The 20,756-nt window shown below is 58.1% G+C and carries 18 protein-coding genes and 3 pseudogenes; 15 read left to right on the top strand and 6 right to left on the bottom strand.

Translation table 11 applies throughout. The annotated features are described in order from the left end of the window. Positions 1-218: 218 nt before the first annotated feature. From AC13DE_RS02400 to AC13DE_RS02425, 6 genes and pseudogenes are all read left to right on the top strand, one after another. A pseudogene (locus AC13DE_RS02400) lies at positions 219-854 on the top strand (DUF1403 family protein); the annotation flags it as partial. A 149-nt stretch (positions 855-1,003) separates the two neighbouring features. Further along, a complete protein-coding gene (locus AC13DE_RS02405; protein WP_093039161.1) occupies positions 1,004-2,632 on the top strand; it encodes a Mu transposase C-terminal domain-containing protein in 1,629 nt (542 codons plus the stop codon). Then, a complete protein-coding gene (locus AC13DE_RS02410; protein WP_245770741.1) occupies positions 2,610-3,467 on the top strand; it encodes a TniB family NTP-binding protein in 858 nt (285 codons plus the stop codon). The genes AC13DE_RS02405 and AC13DE_RS02410 overlap by 23 nt, the downstream gene beginning before the upstream one ends. Continuing rightward, positions 3,464-4,399 (top strand): TniQ family protein, encoded by a 936-nt coding sequence (locus tag AC13DE_RS02415; protein ID WP_175544817.1) that lies wholly within the window; start codon positions 3,464-3,466, stop codon positions 4,397-4,399. Before AC13DE_RS02410 ends, AC13DE_RS02415 begins: the two co-directional genes overlap by 4 nt. 79 nt (positions 4,400-4,478) lie before the next feature. Beyond that, a pseudogene (locus AC13DE_RS02420) lies at positions 4,479-5,096 on the top strand (IS66 family transposase); the annotation flags it as partial. Continuing rightward, positions 5,093-5,695: a plasmid pRiA4b ORF-3 family protein gene (locus AC13DE_RS02425; protein ID WP_483046922.1), complete on the top strand. Its 603-nt coding sequence runs from the start codon at positions 5,093-5,095 to the stop codon at positions 5,693-5,695. The pseudogene AC13DE_RS02420 and the gene AC13DE_RS02425, both read left to right, overlap by 4 nt. 39 nt (positions 5,696-5,734) lie before the next feature. On the opposite strand, the pseudogene AC13DE_RS02430 reads toward AC13DE_RS02425, so the two are convergent. After that, positions 5,735-6,358: pseudogene (locus AC13DE_RS02430) on the bottom strand (TrbL/VirB6 family protein); the annotation flags it as partial. A 327-nt stretch (positions 6,359-6,685) separates the two neighbouring features. Between AC13DE_RS02430 and AC13DE_RS02435 the strand changes: the two are divergent. Continuing rightward, a complete protein-coding gene (locus AC13DE_RS02435; RefSeq protein ID WP_483046923.1) occupies positions 6,686-7,840 on the top strand; it encodes an acyl-CoA dehydrogenase family protein in 1,155 nt (384 codons plus the stop codon). Between the two features lie 49 nt (positions 7,841-7,889). Then, entirely contained in the window at positions 7,890-8,609 is a 720-nt protein-coding gene (locus AC13DE_RS02440; RefSeq protein ID WP_483046924.1) for an enoyl-CoA hydratase/isomerase family protein, read from the top strand. Between the two features lie 10 nt (positions 8,610-8,619). Here the strand turns inward: AC13DE_RS02440 and AC13DE_RS02445 are convergent, their stop codons facing one another. Then, positions 8,620-9,288: a TetR-type transcription factor C-terminal domain-containing protein gene (locus AC13DE_RS02445; protein WP_483046925.1), complete on the bottom strand. Its 669-nt coding sequence runs from the start codon at positions 9,286-9,288 to the stop codon at positions 8,620-8,622. Positions 9,289-9,421: 133 nt separating this feature from the next. Here AC13DE_RS02445 and AC13DE_RS02450 point away from each other — a divergent pair, with 133 nt between their 5' ends. From AC13DE_RS02450 to AC13DE_RS02480, 7 genes are read left to right on the top strand one after another with little or no spacing between them, the layout of a single operon-like run. Then, the gene (locus tag AC13DE_RS02450) at positions 9,422-10,636 is read left to right on the top strand and encodes a CaiB/BaiF CoA transferase family protein (RefSeq protein WP_483046926.1); all 1,215 of its coding nucleotides are present in this window, start codon (positions 9,422-9,424) and stop codon (positions 10,634-10,636) included. After that, the gene (locus tag AC13DE_RS02455) at positions 10,633-11,649 is read left to right on the top strand and encodes an NADPH:quinone oxidoreductase family protein (RefSeq protein ID WP_483046927.1); all 1,017 of its coding nucleotides are present in this window, start codon (positions 10,633-10,635) and stop codon (positions 11,647-11,649) included. Before AC13DE_RS02450 ends, AC13DE_RS02455 begins: the two co-directional genes overlap by 4 nt. Before the next feature lie 25 nt (positions 11,650-11,674). Then, entirely contained in the window at positions 11,675-12,781 is a 1,107-nt protein-coding gene (locus tag AC13DE_RS02460; RefSeq protein WP_483046928.1) for a C4-dicarboxylate TRAP transporter substrate-binding protein, read from the top strand. Positions 12,782-12,797: 16 nt separating this feature from the next. Beyond that, entirely contained in the window at positions 12,798-13,328 is a 531-nt protein-coding gene (locus AC13DE_RS02465) for a TRAP transporter small permease (protein WP_483046929.1), read from the top strand. A gap of 16 nt (positions 13,329-13,344) precedes the next feature. Beyond that, the gene (locus AC13DE_RS02470; RefSeq protein ID WP_483046930.1) at positions 13,345-14,649 is read left to right on the top strand and encodes a TRAP transporter large permease; all 1,305 of its coding nucleotides are present in this window, start codon (positions 13,345-13,347) and stop codon (positions 14,647-14,649) included. 27 nt (positions 14,650-14,676) lie between these two features. Next, complete coding sequence (locus AC13DE_RS02475; RefSeq protein WP_483046931.1) at positions 14,677-15,714, top strand: hypothetical protein; 1,038 nt, start codon at positions 14,677-14,679, stop codon at positions 15,712-15,714. A 16-nt stretch (positions 15,715-15,730) separates the two neighbouring features. Next, positions 15,731-16,858 carry a CaiB/BaiF CoA transferase family protein gene (locus tag AC13DE_RS02480; protein ID WP_483046932.1) on the top strand — a complete coding sequence of 376 codons (1,128 nt, stop codon included), beginning with the start codon at positions 15,731-15,733 and terminating at the stop codon, positions 16,856-16,858. Between the two features lie 67 nt (positions 16,859-16,925). Here AC13DE_RS02480 and AC13DE_RS02485 read toward each other — a convergent pair whose 3' ends face one another. The 4 genes from AC13DE_RS02485 to AC13DE_RS02500 are packed head-to-tail and all read right to left on the bottom strand — an operon-like array spanning position 16,926 to position 20,721. Further along, complete coding sequence (locus AC13DE_RS02485; protein WP_483046933.1) at positions 16,926-18,545, bottom strand: AMP-binding protein; 1,620 nt, start codon at positions 18,543-18,545, stop codon at positions 16,926-16,928. Positions 18,546-18,590: 45 nt separating this feature from the next. Beyond that, positions 18,591-19,226, bottom strand: coding sequence for a TetR/AcrR family transcriptional regulator (locus tag AC13DE_RS02490; protein WP_483046934.1), 636 nt, complete (start codon positions 19,224-19,226; stop codon positions 18,591-18,593). An 8-nt stretch (positions 19,227-19,234) separates the two neighbouring features. Continuing rightward, the gene (locus AC13DE_RS02495) at positions 19,235-20,026 is read right to left on the bottom strand and encodes an SDR family NAD(P)-dependent oxidoreductase (protein WP_483046935.1); all 792 of its coding nucleotides are present in this window, start codon (positions 20,024-20,026) and stop codon (positions 19,235-19,237) included. Continuing rightward, positions 20,026-20,721 (bottom strand): SDR family oxidoreductase, encoded by a 696-nt coding sequence (locus AC13DE_RS02500; RefSeq protein ID WP_483046936.1) that lies wholly within the window; start codon positions 20,719-20,721, stop codon positions 20,026-20,028. Before AC13DE_RS02500 ends, AC13DE_RS02495 begins: the two co-directional genes overlap by 1 nt. Positions 20,722-20,756: the final 35 nt, after the last annotated feature.

The raw sequence follows: 20,756 nt of genomic DNA on the forward strand, positions 1-20,756 counted from the left end.
CAGAATCTCATGAACCCCAGTCGGTTATTCAGGGAAGTGCTTGAATCTCATGAATTCCGGCTTTCCGACAGAATCCGGCGATGATACTGAACTGCTTCGCAGTATATTTTTTTGCGTCCGATAATGCAAACTTATTGGACACGATGACGTGCGGTAAGGTGGGGCGGTTCTTGCGTATTCATCTGGCCGAAAGCGCCGCGCCGATGTAGACTCCAAGCATGACATTTGCGCGACCGGATCACATTAGCGACGCAGACATGCTACCTCGGATGCCCGCTTGGGTCATCTCCGAACGCGCTGAAGCCCTTGAAAATGTTGCGTTTTTGTCGGGTGCCGCGTTGAGCCACCTGCATGTTGTGCTTGGACGTGAGGACGTGCCCCACGCCTTGTTGCGGGATCGGCTCGCGTTGCGCGCGGCCGAGGCCTGTATGGTGTTTTCGGGGCGCCCGGAACGGGCAGGGGAGCTGCGCGATGCAGTGCACCTTCTGCGCCCCGGCGATCTGCCCGGCCCGGCGGGCGAGGTCTACCTGGCCTGGCGGCGCGCGGTGGAGCGGCCGGTGTCGATCAAGGCCCTGGGCCGAGCCTTGCCGACCCTCGGGTCGGGCCAGATCGCCGCATGGCTGGACGCGGGGCAGGGGGCACCGGTCAGGCGTGCCGCATTGGTGTTAGAAGCAGTGCTGCGCGAGGCGCCGCGGGCCGACGTTCCGGGGCTGATCCTTGCGGATGCGGCCCTTGCCCAAGCCCTCGGTTGGGATCATCTTGTGCCGCTGCTGGCCCCGGGCCTGAAACGCGCCGACCTGCGCAAGCGTGGGGAAGACTTGCGGCTGGCCTGTTGTCACTGTACCCTAATTAATCAGAATCGGGCCTGAATTTGTCCCATAAAATCAATGGCGGTTTGTACCCTTAATTTTCATATTGTACCGTTAATTACCATACTGTATCCTTAATTGCCGTACGGTCGGAACTGTGGATAAGTGTCGGCCTGTTGGGGTGGGGGATTTACGTGGCCAGCGAGCGTATTGCGAAACATCGTGCAGCGGTTCTTCGGCCGATCCTGGAGCTTGAGAAGAGGGGCGAGCCGATCAGCGCTGCTATCGGGGACGCCGCTTGGGAACTCGGCTTGGCGAAAAGCCACACATGGTCGCTCTACCGGCGTCTGAGAGAGAACGATGCACGTGCCACGGCGTTGGAGTTGGACCGTCGCGGGCCGAAACCGGGGTCGAAACGGATCGCACAAGACGTCGAAATCATCATCGATGAGAGTCTGGAGCGCTACTATCTGGTTCGTGAGCGCTCGAGCTTTCTTCGCATCTGGCGCGAGATCCGTGCCGAGTGCGAAGCGAAGGGGTTTCAGCCCCCGACCCGGAAAACGGTCAAAGCCCGTCTCGACGCGATGGATCAGCGAGAGGTCTTCCGGAAACGGCGCGGGGCAGAGGAGGCTGACAAGGTTTTTGCCGCGCGTCCTGGCCGCCTTGAAGTTTCGGCCCCGCTGGAAGTCGTTCAGATCGATCATACAACTTCGGACATCACGTTGGTCGATCACGTCAATCGACGGCCGCTTGCGCGCCCCTATCTGACGGTGGCCATCGATGTCGCGAGCCGGATCGTTCTTGGGGTCTATGTCACTTTCGATGAGCCATCTGTCTTGTCGATCGCCCTATGTCTCGATCACTGCGTGCGCCGGAAATCGGTGCACGTCCCTGGAACTATGGAAGAGTTGGTTTGGCCGACGGCGGGCATTCCGAAGGCGATCCACGTCGACAATGCGCAGGAGTTCCACAGCGATGCCTTCAAAGTGGCCTGCGAAGATTGGGGCATTTCTGTCGAGTATCGTCCGCTTGGCGGCAAACACTATGGCGGCCATGTAGAACGGCTGATCGGAACGACCATGGGTGCCGTTCATGTACTGCCCGGGACGACGCATTCCTCAATCGTCGAGAAGGGCGACTATGACAGCGAGAAGCATGCGGCCCTGACACTGACCGAGTTCGAGGACTGGCTTCATCTCGAAATCTGCCGCTACCACAATACGGTTCACGAAGCCCTCGGCCGAACGCCGTTGGCTGCCTGGGCTGACCTCGGCGGGGATACTGCGGGGCGGCAGGTCGTTGACGTCGAAGCCTTTCGGACGAGCTTCTTGCCCTTCGAGTGGCGCCAGCTCGGGCGTACCGGGATCACGCTCTTCGGGGTCCATTACTGGAGTGATGTCTTCGCGTCGTTGGTCGGACGCGGGCAGGGCAAGGTGCAGGTGAAATACGATCCGCGAGACTTGTCGCAGGTCTGGGTCATCACCGGTGATGGCCGTGTGACCCCGGCGCGCTACCGGGATCTCTGCCACCCGCGGATCTCGCTTTGGGAAAGTCGGCGGGCGCGGAAAGATTGGCAGGAAAAACACGGTGGCCGGATCAACGAGCGGGTCCTATTCCAATTGATTGACGCGCAACGGCGGCTGGCCGAAGCGGCGCGCCAAAAGACAAGGACTGCCCGGTTGGAAAACGAAAGAGGTGCTCGGCTTCCCCGGCACCAACCACGTCGCGATCCGTCACGCGAAATGTTCGCGATCGACACGGGCAATCCTGATCTGCCAACCTATGAGATTGATGAGTTTAATGACCCCAGACGAAAGAATTGACCGTATCCGCGGCGATCATTGGATCGCGTTCGACCGTGCCACCATCGTTCTCAACCGATTGACATCCCTGATGGAAATGCCACAGCAAAGCCGGATGCCAGGGTTGATGGTTTATGGCAGCTCTGGCATCGGAAAGACGATGATCGCCAAGCGCATGGCGAGCAAATATCCAACGCAGTACAACGCCCAACTGGGCGCCACGAAGACACCCATACTGCTGGTTCAGGCCCCGCCCGCACCGGACGAAAGACGCTTCTATCAGCACATCCTGGCGACGATTGGGGCGCCGATGTGGGGCCGGCATACCGTGTCCGAGCTCGAGGTGCGCGCGCTCAGTCACCTTCGGGACATGGACCTTAGGATGTTGATGATCGACGAGGTGCACAATCTGCTTGCTGGCAGCTACCGGGAGCAACGCCGTTTCCTGAACATGCTCCGGTTCCTCGCCAACGATCTCTGCGCCTCACTCGTTGTCTTCGGTGTGAACGAAGCCCTGGAGACGGTTCGAGGAGACGATCAATTGGCCCGACGTCTAGACGAACACTACCTGCCGCTCTGGGAAGACGATGTGGAGTTCTCTCGCCTGATCCAGACACTGATCGCGGCGATGGCGCTTGAGCAACGCTCAGGCCTGACGGTGGCGTCGCTTCGGACGATCCTGAAGGTTACCGGGGGTGTGACCTCCCGCGTGTTTATCATGATCAAGTCCCTGGCTATCGATGCGATTGAGACCGGAGAAGAGCGGATCACGGACGAAGCAGTTCAGGCCTGGCAACCGGTTTGGACGAAGCATGCCTGGAGCATTCCTCGCCAGCCCGTTGCTACATTCGGGTGAACGTCAAACCGCTACCGTTTCGGCCACCGCCAGCGCGCGATGAGCTTCTGTCCAGTTGGATCGGGCGATTGGCAAAAGCCAATCACTGTTCTGTCGAAGAGCTTTGCGGCTATCTCGGCTTGGGGCAGGGCAGGGTGCCGGAGCGTATCAACGATCCCGGAGAGATGGACTGGGCCCGCCTCTGCTCGGCAGTTCAACGGACCCGGAATGAAATCGCCGCCATGACCCTTCCGGATACGGTGCATCATGCCGTACGATACGTGTCACGGCATGACTTCCAGTATTGTCCGGGGTGCACGGAGCAAACACCCGGTCTCGCTCTTCGTCATTGGCGCTTCGCGTGGTCGATGACCTGCGAAACCTGCGGTCAATCCCTCGCGGCGAAACATCCAGCCGAAGCCGTATCAGACCGGCTACTTGCGCGCGCTGCACGTGGCGCGCAGGTCTGGGAAACGGCTGTGGCGAGCAACGATCTCAGGCGTTTGCGCCGAATGGATTTGACCCTGTCTATTGTATCGATTCTGGGCGTCGGCAACTCAGCGTCCGTCATCTCCATGAACGAACTCGAAAGATTGATGGCACTTGCTGCGGTTGGTGTCGGCATGACCCGTCCCTTGTTGGGTGCCGCCATCATGCTGAGAGGAAACGGCCAGGTGGTTCGGGAGTTGCGCCGCGTCTTTCCTCAGCATCGCAGGGTGATCGAGCGGGTCCGTGGGTTGTCGCGTGACCTCGATCAACAGTTGACGGGACTGCGCGAAACGGGGCATCCGACCGGCCAGGAAACACACGGAATGAGCCGCCCAAATGCATCCGAGAGCGCTTTGCGAGCAGCACGTCAGGCCATCTCAGAGCTCGGACACGATGCAAATCGTCAAGCGTTACTGGCGCGCGCCGATGCAATCTGGACGCGCTCAAGTGGGGTTAAATCCTGAAGCGAGCAGCCTGTGGATATATTGTAATTAAGGGTACAAAAGTGCCCCAAAATGCCCTGAACCCGCAGAATCTGATTAATTAGGGTACAGTGACACAAGACGCAAGTTCTTTGAACTGGCCGACATCAAGGCCATAGCCCGCAAGGGTAAAAAGGTAGCAAAAGAAATCTCGCCCATCGCGCTGGACGCTGTGACGCGGATCGATGCGATCTTTGCGGCCGAGCGTAACATCACCGGCCTGTCAGATGCAGCGCGTCGTGAAGCTCGCCAGCAGTGGGTAGCGCCGATGGTCAATGATCTGCATGATTGGATGCAGGCCGAGCGGGCTCGGATGTCAAAGCACAACCCAGTTGCCAAGGCGATCAACTACATGCTCGAGGGCACAGGTCGCTGGGAGGCCTTCACCGCATTCCTTGATGACGGGCGTCTCTGCCTCACGAACAATGCCGCCGAACGGGCGCTCAGAGGGATCGCATTGGGCAGAAAGTCATGGCTTTTTGCAGGGTCTGAACGCGGTGGCGACAGGGCAGCCTTCATGTATACCCTCATTGTCACAGCAAAGATGAACGACATCGACCCGCAGGCATGGATGGCAGACGTCTTGGCGCGACTGCCCGAGATGCCTGTGTCACGCTTGCCAGAGCTGTTACCCTGGAATTGGAAGGCCGCCATGGGATTGAAGAGGATTGCTGCATGACGCTGGTCGCGCGCATCAAGGTCACATTGTCCGATGTCGAGCCTCAGGTGCTTCGACGCTTTGATGTGCCCCTCAAGATCAAGCTGAACCGCCTGCATGATGTGATCCAGGCTGCCATGGGATGGACTGACAGTCACTTGTATGAGTTCAGAGCCGGTGGCAGCGGCTGGGGCGTGCCAGACCCAGATGGTTTTTACGATGGCCCGATGCCCGCCAGCAAAACCAGCCTGCTTGATGTGCTCGAGGATGTAGGGACCAAGACCATCCATTACATCTACGACTTTGGTGACAACTGGCACCATGTGATCAAGGTCGAGAAAATCGATGATGCCATCGCGGGCGCCGTATATCCACGCCTCGTCAGGGCCATCGGGGCTTGCCCTCCGGAAGATGTGGGTGGCTTCCCCGGCTACGCTGACTTCCTCGAAGCCATGGCGGATCCTAAGCACGAAGAACACGGCAAGATGCTGGAATGGTATGGGGGGCAGTTCGACCCGGATGAGGCAGAGATCGGCCGCATCCTCGATAACTTCGAGCGTCTTGCAAAGAAATGGGCCCCGAAGCCGCGTAAACCAAAAGCTTCTACCAAACGGATCTGATCAAAAGCGAACGCCCGCGGCCTTCGCCGAATGCTTACTGTTGGAGGCAGTTTCGGGATCCCCAAGCTCCCCGATGAGGGCGGAAGAGACGCCGGTGATGGTCGCGAAGATACCAGCCACCAAAACCGGATAGATGGAGAAGGACACCAAAGCAGACAGCCATCGTGCAAAGTAGTCTTTCGTCACCTCGAAGAGCGTCAGGAAAATCATGATAGGAGCCATCCCGATCAGCAGCGCGATCATCAACCGTGATGCTACAAGAATGAAGGCCGCCAATCCGCCCAGGATGGAAAGCAAAAGGACGCCGAGGACATCGAGGAGCGCACCGGCCATCCAGTTCAGCTCGGAACCGGCGGCGTTCAAGTAGTCCCCCAATTCGGCAATCAGCCGATCGAATTCCTCCGCAAATGTACCCGAGGGGCCTGGAGTTCCTCCACAGACCGAGGCCACGAGAGAGCCCGCTATGCTGTCGATCCCACTTAGCACTGCGGACGCGAGGGAATTGAATTCGACCCAATCGGTTGCAAAGACCCCGATCAATCCTATTTTGGTCGCCAGCCAGAACGCAGTCCGGCCATCCATGGCCTGGTACTGATAGATCATGTTGGCGCAAACCAGGATCACCACAAGCGTGGTGGCAAGCACCAGAAGCGTTCCAACTGTTTCCACACAGCTTCGGCCGAAAACTGCTGGTTGCGTCAGTAGAGTGGCTCGCCTGAAGCCGACGCGCCTTATCCATAGCGGCCTCGCCCCTAGCATCATGACACGGCCAAGCACCTCCGATGCGTCGGACAAGCCCGTCCTGACCTGAAGTGGTCATAGGGGATCGGCTTCGAGACGCCGCCAGAGATCGCGAAATTGCCCATCGTGAGACAGACAGACCGGCTTGTTCATCTGTGCTGTCGCCAGGCATTCTATCGAGCCTCTTGCCAACCGGCTACGAAGTTGTTATCAGAAAATACCCATGAGTATCATAAAAGGAACAATGGCTTGGGAGTTGTTTGGGAGCCAGAGCTTTCACCTGAGAGTTATCAGTGGAAAGCTATCGCCGCAGAACTTGGTCGTGACGTGTTCGCGCCTGAAGCGGCACGTATTGATCGCGAGCAGGTTTATCCGTCGGGGCATATTCAGCACCTTGTGGACAACAAGCTAAGCGCGATGTTTGTGCCTGCGAAATTTGGCGGGGCAGGGGCTCCTCTGTCGTCGATTGTCTCTGTAGTTGAAGAGGTCGGTCGACACTGCGCCTCTACCGCAGCGATCCTATGCACTTACCAGCTTGGTGCATATCCGATCCATCTGGCTGGAACGGATGCGCAGCGAGAGAAATATCTTGGTGAGATGACGCGCGGGGTTTCCACAAGTTTTGCCCTATCCGAACGGGATGCCGGGTCTGATCCGGCGGCAATCTCGGCGCAACTGCGTCCCGCTGACGACATGCACCTCACTGGAGAAAAATACTGGATCGGGAACGGTGGCGCGTCTCGGTATTATATCGTTTTCTGTAAGGAGCCGAACCCGACCGGCAGCCGTGACCTGATCAGCGCGGTTGTTGTCGACAAAGAGGACCTGGGGGTAGATGTCACTGAGTTCTCGGACAAAATGGGAATCCGGGGAACGCTGACGTCGAACCTCGTTCTTGATACTCATATCCGCGAGGATCAGAGAGTCGGCGAAGCCGGTCGTGGTTTGCGGCTGGCATTTGAAACGCTGTCCGTCGGGCGAGTTCTGGTCGGTGCCCAGTCTCTGGGTCTTGCCATTGCAGCTTTCGAAGAAGCCCGCAAAAGGGCGGTCAGCCGATCGACTTTCGGAAAACCGCTGATCGAAAACCAAGCTCTTGCCTTCCGCTTCGCGGAGCTCGCGCGGGACATCAGTGCCGCTAGGCTTCAGGTCTACGAGGCAGCCAAGGCTTTTGACGCTGGAAAGGATATCACCTGCATTGGGGCCATGGCCAAGTTGTCTGCTTCGGAGGCAGCGCATCATTGTGCCGATTTCGCTGTCCAGATCTGGGGGGGCGAGGGCTTTTGTAAGACATCTGTTGTCGAGAGGTTGTATCGGGACCAGCGTATCCTCGAAATCTATGAGGGCTCTACCGAGATTCAAAAAATCGTTCTCAGTCGCGCCCTTCTGAACGAGATGCGAAACTGAAATGTCGACGGAAGTTCGCATATCCGACGAGGGCCACGTTAGGACGCTCATGCTCGACGGCGAAGCACAGCTCAACGCGCTTGGCGTAGGCACCTTCGAACAGCTGCGCGAGGCGATTGGAGATGCGGCCGCCGATACGGCAGTTCGCGTTCTCCTGATTATTGGGGCGGGCAAAAGGGCATTCAGTGCCGGGGTGGATATCAAGGAAGCTTCGAAGTCGACCCGATTCGTGCATCCGATGGAAGGGGCTTCACGTAACGTGAACGAGATGCTTCTGGAGTTTCCGAAGCCGACAATAGCGGCCATCAATGGAGTAGCGGCGGGCGGCGGATGTGAGCTGGCCATTGCGTGCGATATCCGACTTGCATCCGAAGGCGCGAGGATTGGTCTGCCGGAGGCGCGGGTCGGCATGGGCGCACATTTTGCAAGCGTTGTGCTTCCGCAGATAATTGGTCGTTCCGATGCCATGAGGATGCTTTACTCAGGCGACCTCATGGATGCCGAAGACGCCTTGCGCGTTGGATTGGTGTCGCAGTTGTGCGGAGCAGAGGACCTCGGGAGGGTCGCGAAGGAACTCGCAACCCGGATCGCTTCCAACGCGCCGCTGTCCGTACGCAGAATGAAGACGGTTGCGCGCACCAGTTGGGGGCTTCCGCCGGCCGCAGGATTGCGGCTGGCAGCAGACGTCAATCCCTACGAGAGCCAGGACAGGTTGGAAGGGGCGGCAGCCTTCCGGGAGAGACGGCCGCCTCGCTTCGTCGGCTCCTGAAGGTCCGGTTTTAGGGCCGGACTGGCGAGCCTACGGTGCGCCCAAGTTCAGACTTGAGCCCCAACATCGCGAAGTCCGAGATGTAGTCGACCAATCTGGCGAGCTCGTCTTCGGTTGAGAAGCGCGACGGATGATACCAGACCGTTGACCAATTGAGGCATCCAAAAAAAGGCTTTGTCGCAATTCTCCCGGATACGTCCGGGAGAAGCTTTTCCGAAACGGCCTGGTCGATGGCGTTCGCGAAAATCTGTTCGTAAGAGTCTCGGGCGTCAATAATGGCGTCCACATCAAGTTTGTTTTTTCTGGAGTGATAGGCGAGGATGTGTCTCTCCACCCCCTGAAGGGCAACCTTTTGCATGTCAAAGTCGGTTAGAAGAATGTGAACGTGACCTCGGGCCATATTCCTCAGTCTCTCAAGTGAGTTTCCATTTCCATGCATTGCGGCTTCTGCCGATTTGGAGAGAATGGAGAGGGCTTCGAGTTGAATTTGGAAGTAAATTTCAGCCTTGCTCTTGAAGTGATAGTAGAACAGGCCTTTCGTCGCTGAGATGCTTTCCGCAATCATGTCGATTTTTGTTGCTTCATACCCGTGACGAGTAAAGTTCTGAGCTGCGGACCGAAGCAACTTTTCGCGATTTTCACGTGCGATTTCTTCGAGGTCGGGTTTGGGAGCTTCCATCGACTTTCCATATTTTGTGTGCGTTTTCAGATACCCGGCGTGTCAGATCATTGCAACGCTCTTCGTGCCGAGGGGCGCCTACTGCGAAACTGACCCACTTCTGTTCTTGACACTTCCAAGTTGGATGATACTCATGGGTATTACATACGAAAACAGGATGTTCGGTTGTCAGGGGGGCGATGTGGGCTGGTTGACAGGTGTAAGGGTGTTGGAGTTGGGGGTGATGCTTTCGGCCCCGTTCGCCAGTCGGATGCTTGGGGATCTTGGCGCCACCGTTTCCAAGGTTGAGCCCTTGGATGGAGACCAGATGCGATCCATCGGGCCATTCAGAAATAAGGGAATGGGGGCGATATTTCTGAACAATAATCGCAACAAGAATTCGATATGCGTCGACTTGAGTTCAGTGAGTGGCGTCGAAATTCTGAAGCGATTGATATCCAAGGCTGATATTCTATTGGGTAATATTAGGCCTGCTTCTCTGGCGCGTCTCGGCGTCACTGATGAGTATCTTGATGGAGCCAATCCGGAACTGATCTCGGTGTTCATCAATGGTTTTTCATCCGCTGGGGATTATTCCGGACGTCCGGCCTATGATGACCTTATCCAAGCGAAATGTGGAATTCCAAAAATCGGAAAGAGGTCTGGAAATCAGTATATGCCATCCGCAATTGCGGACAGGGTTGCCGGTTACAACTGCGCGATCGCAGCGTTATCGATGCTTTCTGCGAAGCGCGGCGGCGCTAAGGGCCGTCTTTCTCAAGAGATCGGGATGTTCGAAGCGGTCACGGATTTTGTCATGTCCGACCATCTCGGCGGTGCGACATTCGTGCCGAACATTGGTGATATCGGATTTCGTCGCTATGCGGATGTCCGTCGGATCTTCCCGACACTCGACGGGGAGATCGCACTGATGCTGCATACGGACCGGCATTGGCAGGCTTTCCTTGCAGAGACGGGGAACGAGGAATTAAGCGCGCATCCCCCTTTCAATTCCATAGAGGTCCGAGCTCAAAATCTGACCGAGATCTACGGGTATCTGGAGGACGCGATCAGAACTCGTTCGACGCAGGACTGGCTGTCATTTTTTGAGGGTCACGATATCCCGGCCGAGCGGGTGAACTCCTTGGACGACGTTTTGGATGATCGGCACCTCGCAACTGTGGGCTTCTTTCAAGAGGTCGACCACGACACCGAAGGGCGGCTCCGATCTGTTGGAACGGCATTCACGCCGCAACCTCACCGGATTGACGCCCCGTCTTTGGGACGGGACACGACGGTGTTGCTCAGGGAGTGCGCGTTCACGGAGTCAGAGATCGACGACTTCTTCGCGAGCGGGGTGGTCCGATGACTTGGGTGGAAGCGTTGATTTGCGACGATTTTGCAGGATACCGGAATGCACGCGTCGGTCAGTTTCAGCTCAGAGACCTGAAGGACGACGATGTCCTCATCAGGGTCGGCGCGTCAGCTGCCAGCTTTGCCAGTATTCTGACCATGGAAGGCAGTCATCAGAACCGATCCGAGCTACCGTTCGTGCCTGGGACGGAGCTTGCGGGAGTCGTTGAGAAAACCGGAGCGTCCGTAAGTCATCTGGCAGTTGGCGATAGGGTATTGTGCAGCGTCGAAAGCGGTGCCCATGCCGGAATGGCAGTGGCACCGGCACGGAATGTGTTTCGCATTCCTGACACGCTTCCAATGCACGTGGCCTGCCACTTTCCGACTGTCTACGCTACGGCCTATGGCGCCATCGTCTGGAAAGCCTTGCCTTCAGAAGGAGAGGTTATTCTCGTCCACGGGGCGTCCGGCGGAAGCGGGCTCGCCGCAGTCGAGATATCCAAGGCCATCGGTCTGACGGTCATCGCGGTGACCGGCAATGATGAAAAAGCCGAACTTGCCCGATCTCGCGGTGCGGATCACGTCGTTTATTCGTCGTCGCAGCATTGGCCGCAGCAGGTGCGCGATCTGACGGACGGCCGCGGCGTCGATATTTGCTTCGACCCTGTGGGAGGCGAAGCTTTTCGCTCTACTCTGCGCTGCATTGCTCCAAATGGCCGTATCCTCGCGATCGGCTTTGCAAGTGGCGAAATTCCATCGGCACCAGTGAATCTGCTGCTCGTCAAACATGTCAGCGTCATCGGGTTCTACTGGGGCTACTACCTCGGCTGGGCCAAGCAAAAGCCCCTTCTGGACCCGCGCGCTCAGTTGCTTGAGGCGTATGAGATGCTGTTCCGGTGGTTCGAAGAAGGGCGGGTTCGGCCACACACCGACCGCCAACTTGCCCTGCAAGATTTCATCGAAGCCTACGACTTGATTTCGTCCCGCAAGGTTCGGGGTCGGGTCGTGTTTACCGCGTCTCAGACCTGACGCAATCATCCAACGGGAGGATACCATGAACACCAGAGAATTCCTGACCACAACCATCGCCGCGACCACGCTGATCGGATGCCTCACGGGGGCCGCATCGGCTCGTGAACTGACCTTCTCTACCTATCTTCCGCCAAACCATCCAACGAGCAAGGGCATCGACAAATACGCCAGCTATGTCTCGGAGAACACCGGGGGCGAATATACGGTCAAAGTCTTCGCGGGGGGCTCGTTGACCTCAGCATCCACGACGCTGGAAAGCGTCCGCGATGGAGTGATCGACGGGGGCGTTGTTCTGACGGTTTACACGCCGTCCGAGACTCCGGCCAATGCGCTGCTGACCGATCTGGCAAGTGAAGAGCAGGATTCTCGCGTCCTGACTGCCGCCGTTGTGGACACGATCCTCAATGACTGCCCTGACTGCCTGGAAGAATTCGAGCGCAACAATATCCACTTCCTCGCCAGCTATTCCACGCCAACCTATAGCCTGATGTGCCGAGACGAGCTGACGGACGAGATCAAGCTGGACGGCCTACGGGTCAGGGTTCCTGGCGGCGAACTTGGATACCGGATGTCCAACCTCGGTGCTATTCCCGTGAATATTCCCAACTCCGAAGCCTATGAAGCGATGGAACGCAACGCACTTGATTGTGTGCTCGGCCCGATCAGCTGGATGAAGACTTTCTCGCTGGCCGAAGTTGTCAAATCGGTCGTCGACTATCCCATGGGAGGCTATCAAGGCGGGACAATCGTCAACGTTCATTCGGACATCTGGGACGATCTGAGCGCCGAGGAGCGTTCGGTGTTTCAGAAGGGCGCGGCAAAGGCCATCGCCGCGACGACCTATATCTACATCGCGGACGAGGACGAGGTCAGGAACACCACTGAAGCGGCCGGGATCAAGACCATTGCACCGGGCGCGGCATTCCGCGAGGCACAGGCCGAGTATATTGCGGGCCAAACCTCCCGCCTCAGCTCGGAGCGTGCGGACAAGGTGCCGAACGCAGAGGCAATCATTACCGCGTATCACCGCAATGTCGCGAAATGGAAGAAACTGATCCCGGCGGGTTCGGACATATCGCAGGATGAGTTCGAGCAGATGATCGATAAAAACATCTTCAAGATTAACTGACTAAGGGGTTCCGGCGGTGCTGTTGGCACCGCCGGACAACACCCGGAAAGCTGAAACGATGCTGCGCCTCTCCAAAGCACTCATCAAGTTGCCCCTTCTGCTGGCGGCGTTGGCGACCGTGGCCATGATGATCCATGTCGGGTTGGACGTCTTCGCCCGGCTCCTCTTCTACTGGCATGCACCAGCGACGATGGAAATCACGGCCTACTATTACATGGTCTTCATCGTCTTCGCCGGCGTTCTTTATTCGACCGTTCGCAAGGATCATATCAGCGTCGAGGTGTTTGACAGATTCTTCGCCAAGATACGTGGTCCGATCACCCTGTTTCGCAATCTGGCGACGCTGATCTATTTCGCGTTCTTTGCCTATTGCGGATACTTCCTGGCTCTTCGCAGCTTCAGGAGGCGCGAAGTCACGGATGCTCTGTCCTTCGATCTGACGATCTGGCCGTCCAAGGTGTTTCTTTTTCTGGCGCTTGCAGGCTGCTGTTTTTCGGTGATGGCGCACATCGTCGTCACGCGGTCTCGAGCCGAACCAGAAGCCTGAAAACTGGAGAAAAAGCATGACTGGATTTGAAATCGCCTTGCTGGCGGTCGGGCTGCTTGTTGGGCTTCTGGCGACCGGCGTTCCTATAGGAGTGTGCCTGGGGCTATCCGCATTTACCGGCATGATACTGGTGCGAGGTGTGGACGCCACTGTGTCTCTAGTTGCCGCGTCTTCCTACGATTTTGTCGCACATTGGTCTCTTAGCGCGATCCCAATGTTTATCTTCATGGGGGCCATTGCTTTTTTCTCAGGTCTGACAGGGACATTGTTTTCCGCCGCGAGAGCTTGGCTCAACTTTTTGCCCGGAGGACTGGCAATCGCTACGAACGTGTCGAGTGCTGGTTTCGCGGCCGCGAGCGGATCAAGCGTGGCCATGGCGGCGGCGATGACCCGTGTTGCGGTTCCCGAAATGCTTCGTGCAGGATACAATCCTGGCCTTGCAACTGGTATCGTTGCTGCTTCGGGAACGCTCGGCGCGTTCATCCCGCCAAGTATCCCCTTTGTGTTGTATGCTGTGTTTATGGAGGCGTCTGTCAGCCAGCTGCTTATTGCAGGGATCGTTCCGGGTATGCTGACGATGCTCGGTTACAGCATCATCATCATGATCCGATGCTCGCTGAATCCTGACCTCGCACCCCGTCAGACGACGCGTGTGCCCTGGTCCGAGAAGTTCCGCTTGCTGGCGGCGTCCTGGCCGTTGCCGGTCATTATCTGCGGCGTCGTCGGTGGTATTTATTCGGGTATCGTGTCTGCTACCGAGGCAGGCGCTTTCGGAGCGTTAGTTGCATTGGTTGCGGCGATGGTCCAGCGCACGCTCAGCTGGCGCGTCCTTTGGGATGCTGTGGTTGACACAATAGGGTCGACCGGCCGGATTTTTCTGATTGCAATTGGCGCGGTTCTGTTCAGCAAGATGCTGACCCTGACGCAAGTTCCCTTTGCGATAAGTATGTGGCTCGAGGCCAACGACCTGCAAATCTGGCAGTTCATGGCAATCGTGACACTGTTTTATATCGTGCTGGGGATGTTTCTCGATCCGGTTGGCTTGATGCTGGTGACGCTACCCATCCTCCAGCCGTTCATAATCTCACTCGACATTAACGTGATCTGGTTTGGCGTTCTTGTAGTGAAGTTCATCGAAATCGGTCTGTTGACCCCTCCGATCGGTCTTAACCTCTTTGTGGTGGCCGCCGCGACGGACGGGAAGGTTCCGCTTGGAACGATAATCAAGGGGGTATCTTGGTTCCTGATCGCCGAGGTGTTCATCCTGGCTGCGCTGATGTTCTTCCCGACTTTGTCGCTCTGGCTGCCAGGCAACCTCTAAGGTCGGAGCCAAAAAATGGAGAAAACAATGAGTAAACTCGTGGACGAAAGCGTCAAATGGCGCGGAGTGGCCGATCTTTATCATGACGTTTTCCTGGGACTGGTGCTGACGGTCTTGTCGCGAAAGTCCGAGGCCGACGCGGCAGAGTTCGTCTTCAATATCTTCCGGCGACAGCAGAGGGAAAAGTTCAAGGCCGGCCTCGTCAAGCTTGGCATTGACAAGGATCCACCAGCTGTTGCCGCCGCCAAATATCACTATCTGTCCAACCAAATCGGCGGCGTGGACGTGGAATATATGTATGAAAGTGATCAGAAAGCCTGGATACGCTATTCTCCACCGCGCTGGCTGTGGAAGGGTGTGGTTATGTGCGGCATTCCCAGAAAGGTCTCGGAGGCAATGCTGTGGGGATGGCATTCGAATAACGGCATCATGCTGGGAGCGAAGTCTGTCGGCTTCGTCTGCACCAAACAGGGCGCTGATGCGCAGGACGGTCTTGAAGGTTACTATTTAGACTACGGTCGCGATCTCGAGCGTCAAGAGCGGCTTCGTTTCGTGAGATCCGAGCAGGCTCCGGCGTTTGACTCTGCGCAGGCGCCGGTTCTCGCATCTGACGAGTGGCCCAATGCCAGGTTGTCCAAAGCTCACAGGAACTACGCCATGGAGTATGCGAAGTCGGCTATGCTCGAGGCTATCAACACGTTCGGCCCGCTCGAAGGCGAGGGACTGATGCGCATCGCGTGCCAGATCGTCGGGATGCAGGGCTATCGGGACCTTGCAGGTGCACTGGGACAGCCAGGCCAGCCGCTGGAGGAATTCCTTGCAGCGTTGATCGAAGCCCAGGGCGACCAGGTCAATGTCTCGCGCGATGCCCAATCTGGCACCGCTGTGACGCAGGCGGGATGGAGACTGATGGATGCAGTGGGCGAGTTCCCAGACCAATGTGCAGCCGGTTATACAGCGCTTATTTCCGGTCTCGCATCCGGGCATAGCAGGCATCACGGCATGACTCCACGGACGGAAGTCTCGGGGGGCACCTTCGGCTTCACATTCTCGATGCAGACGTAAAATTGAGGAACTGAGCATGGGACTTCTGACAGACGTCACAGTGGTGGACCTTACGTCGGCCATAGTCGGGCCGGCCTGCACATTGCGCTTTGCAGAGCTTGGCGCGGAGGTCATCAAGATCGAAGCGCCGTCCGGAGACATCATGCGCAAGTTGGGTGGAAAATCGCCTTCGGGCAACGACGCGCCGACCTATATCCAGTTTAACAAGGGGAAGAAATCAGTCCTGTTGGATCTGACTTCGTCGTCTGGACAGAGTGCTATGCGCGATCTGCTTCGCAGTGCTGATGTTTTCGTCAGTAATCTGCGCCCGGCGGCGTTGCGCAAACTCGGGCTAGACGAGAAGGACATTCGGTCTCTCAACCCGCGAACGATCTATTGCACAATTACCGGGTTCGGTACCGGCGGCCCATACGATGGCCTGCCAGCTTATGACAGTATCGTGCAGGCTGGCACCGGTATCGCGGGGCTGTTCCAGGATCGGGACGGTCGCCCCATGTATGTGCCCTCCGTAATCTGCGACCACGTTGTGGGCGAAATTGCTTTCGGCGCGATCATGGCCGCGCTGTATCGGCGGGCCGTCTCCGGAGAAACGGTCAGCCTCGAGATCCCTATGTTTGAATACATGTGTGCCTATGTTTTGAAGGAACATATGGGGCAGCGAACTTTTGGCGTTGCCGGAGGTCTGGGAGATCCGAGGCTCTTGGACGCCAATACGGCGCCGATACAGACCAAGGACGGTTGGATCAGCGTCACAGTCAATACTGACCGGCAGTATCGCGGCTTTGTGGTTGGGGCAGGGCAGGGCCATCTTGTCGAGGATCCCCGCTTCGCGACCCTCGGGGCGAGGATCGACAATCTGAGCGAATGGCTCGAACTGAGAAACGGTTTGTTCACTGAGAAGTCAACCGCAGAGTGGCTTTCGATCTGTCGCGACCACGACATTCCTGCGATGCCGTGTAGCAATCTTTCGGATTTGATCTCGGATCCCCAGCTTATAGCGTCCGGACTGCTGGACAATGTCGAGCATCCGGATTTCGGGACTATCACGCTGGTCCGGTCTCCGTTGCGTGTGAACGGGGCAATGGCAGACAAATCCGGAGCATCAAGCGCGCTTGGGGCGGATACGCAGACTGTCCTGCTTTAGCGGCGTTCTTGAGCGCCAAGTTTCGGATCCGGGCCTATTTGCGGATCCGAAGCCTGGCGCGTGTGTTTCAAAGGCGGATCAGGGTCCCGTCTGTCGCCTGGTACGTCAGGACGTATTTCTGTATCTTACCCGACGCCGTGAGCGGCAGGCTCGTGGCGGTGAACCATGCAGACGGTGATTTCTGCGGTGACAGCTTGCTTCTGACATGCGCTATAAGTTCCTCCACCGTTGGCGTTGAGATGCCGCTATGAGGAATGATCACCGCAGCGACGATTTCCCCCCAATAGTCATCAGGAATACCGAAGACCGCGGCCTGTGAAATAGCAGGGTGGGTGGTGAGGGCGTTCTCGACTTCGACCGGATAAATGTTTTCGCCGCCCCGGATGATCATGTCGGACAGACGGCCAGTGATCCGGACGTAGCCACGCTCGTCCATCCGGCCCAAATCGCCGGTTCGTGACCATCCGTCGTCCAGCAAGGTCCTCGCCGTGTCGTCGGGCTGGCCGATATATCCGATCATCGTCTGGTAGCCGCGCGCCTGGACTTCGCCTTCGACGCCGATCGCAACTATGTCTCCTGTGTCAGGGTCCGCGATGCGAACGTCGACCTGCGGCAGGGGAAGACCTGAGGTTTCAGCCTTGTCCAGTTCCGAATCCGATGGGCCTGTCGCGCAGACGATCGGGCTCAGTTCCGTCTGCCCATAGACGGAGACCAGAGCCGCACCGATTGCTTTTTCCACGCGGCGGCATAGTTCGATCGGTACGGGCGCACCGCCAGAATAGGCGACCCGGACGCTGGACAGATCATAATCCTTCTTGGTGCACTGATCGAGAAGCGCGGCCATCATCGTTGGAACCCCGGCGATGACCGTGGCCTTTTCCTGTTCGATTGTCCGCAGCATGAGATCGGGATCGAATAGCAGCGGAATGATCAGTGTCGAGGTCGTCGCCGCTGCGCCCAGCACACCCAACACCGACCCTGCGGTGTGGAACAATGGCATCGGGGTCAACACGACATCGCTGTCTTGGCCGATCCTGTGGGCCACCATCGCACCGTTCGTCACCAAGCTACGGTGCCGCAGCAGGGCTCCCTTGGGGTGTCCCGACGTGCCCGAGGTGAATTGGACTTGCGCCGCGCTATCAGGTGCCACGGACGGTAGTGTTTTCCGGCGGGCCTCTGCGCGGATGCGCGGGAGGAAATTGTCGAGCGGAACTCGTTCTCGTATCGAACTCGCGACCTCTGCCGCCGTCGAGGACATGTCTGACCCGCGGAATTCACCGACATGGAACAGGGCGACTGATTGCGATCGATCAAGGACGTGGCGCAGTTCCTCGGTACGCAGGGCAGGGTTTGCAGTGACCAGCACAAGCCCCGCCAGCGCTGCTCCATATTGCAGGATGATCCATTCGGGCACGTTGGGAGCCCAGAGGCAGATGTGTTCACCGGGTTTGAACCGATCCAGTAGCCAGTAGGCACAAAGCTCTGCGTCTTCCAGAAGTTCGGCATAGCTCCAACGGCGGGAAGTTGATTCAGCGCCAACAATTGACGGATGGTTTTCGGGTGCAACCTCGATCAGAGCGGTGCGCTCCGGCGCCGTGGCGACGGCACGGCGCAGTGCGTCGCCGGTCGAGATCTCCTGCACCTCCGCGTCTGTGGTTCTTTCCCAATATGACGTTTGGCGTGGCATCTGTGTCCTCCCAGTTTGTAGATGCGATTAAGCGACCGGTGATAGTCAGTCCGACTCCGGCGGTTCGAGCATGCCCTGCGCGACCCCGATCCAGTCCCGAATGAGCTTGTCGCGTTTCGTCGAGTCTTTCCGCAGTATGTTGCTTAGGGTCAGTCCACGGATAAATTCCGTGCTCAGCTCAGCGACAAGCGTCATCCGCGGCTTAGCCGCCAGCGGTGCAAAAAGTTCCTGCACCACCCGGTCCCTGCTTTCACGCGCGCGCCGTTCCGCGACACGCAGCGATTTCCAAAGAGCCTCATCTGTCCGCGCCACGGCCCAGAGCTCGAGTTCCGCGGCGAATGAGGGGTGTGCGAAGGCGTTCGCAAGGGTGCGGATGGTCCGTTCGATCGGATCGGACATGTCCGACAGGGCAGTCGCCTCTTCCCAAACCGCCGCTTCGTTCATCTGAACCAGCCTGTCAACGGTCGCGGAAAGTAGTTCGGCATGGGTCGGGAAATGGTGGAGCAGGGCGCCGCGGCTCACGTCGGCCCGCTTTTGCACTTCCAGAGTTGTGGTGCGCGCCACGCCCTCATCAACGAGGACCTGAACAGCCACTGCGAGAAGCTTTTCATGTGTCGCGGCATGCTTTTGTGCGCGGGTCACGGGCGGATTGGGTTTGCCACGGGAAGGGGTGGGGGCCATGCGATGTTCTAACGTGGGCTTGGCGGTTGCGGCAGGCGCGGCACCGGATGCGAAGTTGACAGTCCCCCGTCGACGACGAGGGCCTGACCATTCACGTAGCTGGAGGCATCGGATGCAAGAAAGGCAATTGCTTCGGCGATTTCATCGGGAAGCCCGCCTCGCTGCAATGGGTTCAGCCTACCGATCTCCGCATCCTTGCCACGGGCTTTGGCACCGTCGTAGATGAAGCGCGTCATCTCGGTCTCAATCAGGCCAGGGCAGACAGCGTTCACCCTGATGCCCGTGCCGGTGAAGGTCTGAGCAGCCATCTGAACAAGGTTGATCACGCCTGCCTTCGAAGCGGAATAGGCCGGTCCACCGGCTCCGGCGCGCAGGCCCGCGACAGAGGCGGTGCACACAATGCTGCCCGCAACATTGTGGTCGAGCATATAGCGCCCGGCGGCCTTGATTGCGAGGAAGGGCCCGACAAGGTTGGTTTGAAGGATCGAGAACCAGTCCTCTTCGGTTTGCTGAAACAGATCGGCCATGCCGCCACTGACACCGGCATTGGCGACCAAAATGTCTAGTCCTCCATGCCGTTCGATGGCTCGGTCGATCATGGCTTGAACACCGATACTCAGGCCGACGTCTGCGCGTATTGTATCGACGCCCGGTATTGCAGCTGCAATGGCTTCGAACTCGGTACCAATATCGACAGCCAAAACCCTTGCGCCTTCCCGCGCGAAGAGCTTCGTGGTGGCATTGCCAATGCCCGACGCCGCACCGGTGACAAGGACGCTCTTGCCAAGAAACCTGGTCATCACATCCCCCCCGCGACGGTGAATCCGCCATCAATGACAAGACTCTGCCCCGTGACGTGGCGCGAGGCCGGCGAGGCAAGGAAAACAGCCGCGCCTGCGATATCCGCCGGCTCGCCGATCCGCCCAAGCGGCGTAGTCTTCTTCAGTGACGCCTCCGCCTTCGGATTTTCCCAGAGCGCCTTGGCAAAGTCAGTCCGGATGACGCCCGGGGCAATGGCATTGACGCGGATGTTGTTAGGTCCCAGCTCCACTGCCAGATTGCGGACAAGCTGAAAATCGGCCGCCTTCGTGATGTTATAGGCTCCGATCGTGTCGGAGCCTAGCATCCCGCCGATTGACGAAACCACGATGATCGTGCCCCCGCCGCGCTGAGCCATTGACGGCGCGACCATCTTGATAAGCCAGTGGTTGGACAGCACGTTATTGTCAAAGACCTTACGGAAGGCGTCGTCGCTGATCCCGGCCATTGGTCCGTAATAGGGGTTTGTCGCCGCGTTGCAGACTAGGATATCAACAGGCCCGACCCGGTCCTGCGTCGTGGCGACCAGCGTCACCAGTTCTTCCCTGGACGAGATGCTTGCTGCTATGGGCGTCGCCGCATCCCGACCCGCAAGCTCGTTTATCGACGCTGCTGTTGCTTCGCAGCTGTCCTGCCTACGGCTAGAGATCACCACATTGGCACCCGCGATCGCCATAGCCTCGGCGATGGACTTGCCGATGCCGCGAGATG

It is taken from the genome of Sulfitobacter sp. L-8, from assembly GCF_056859255.1.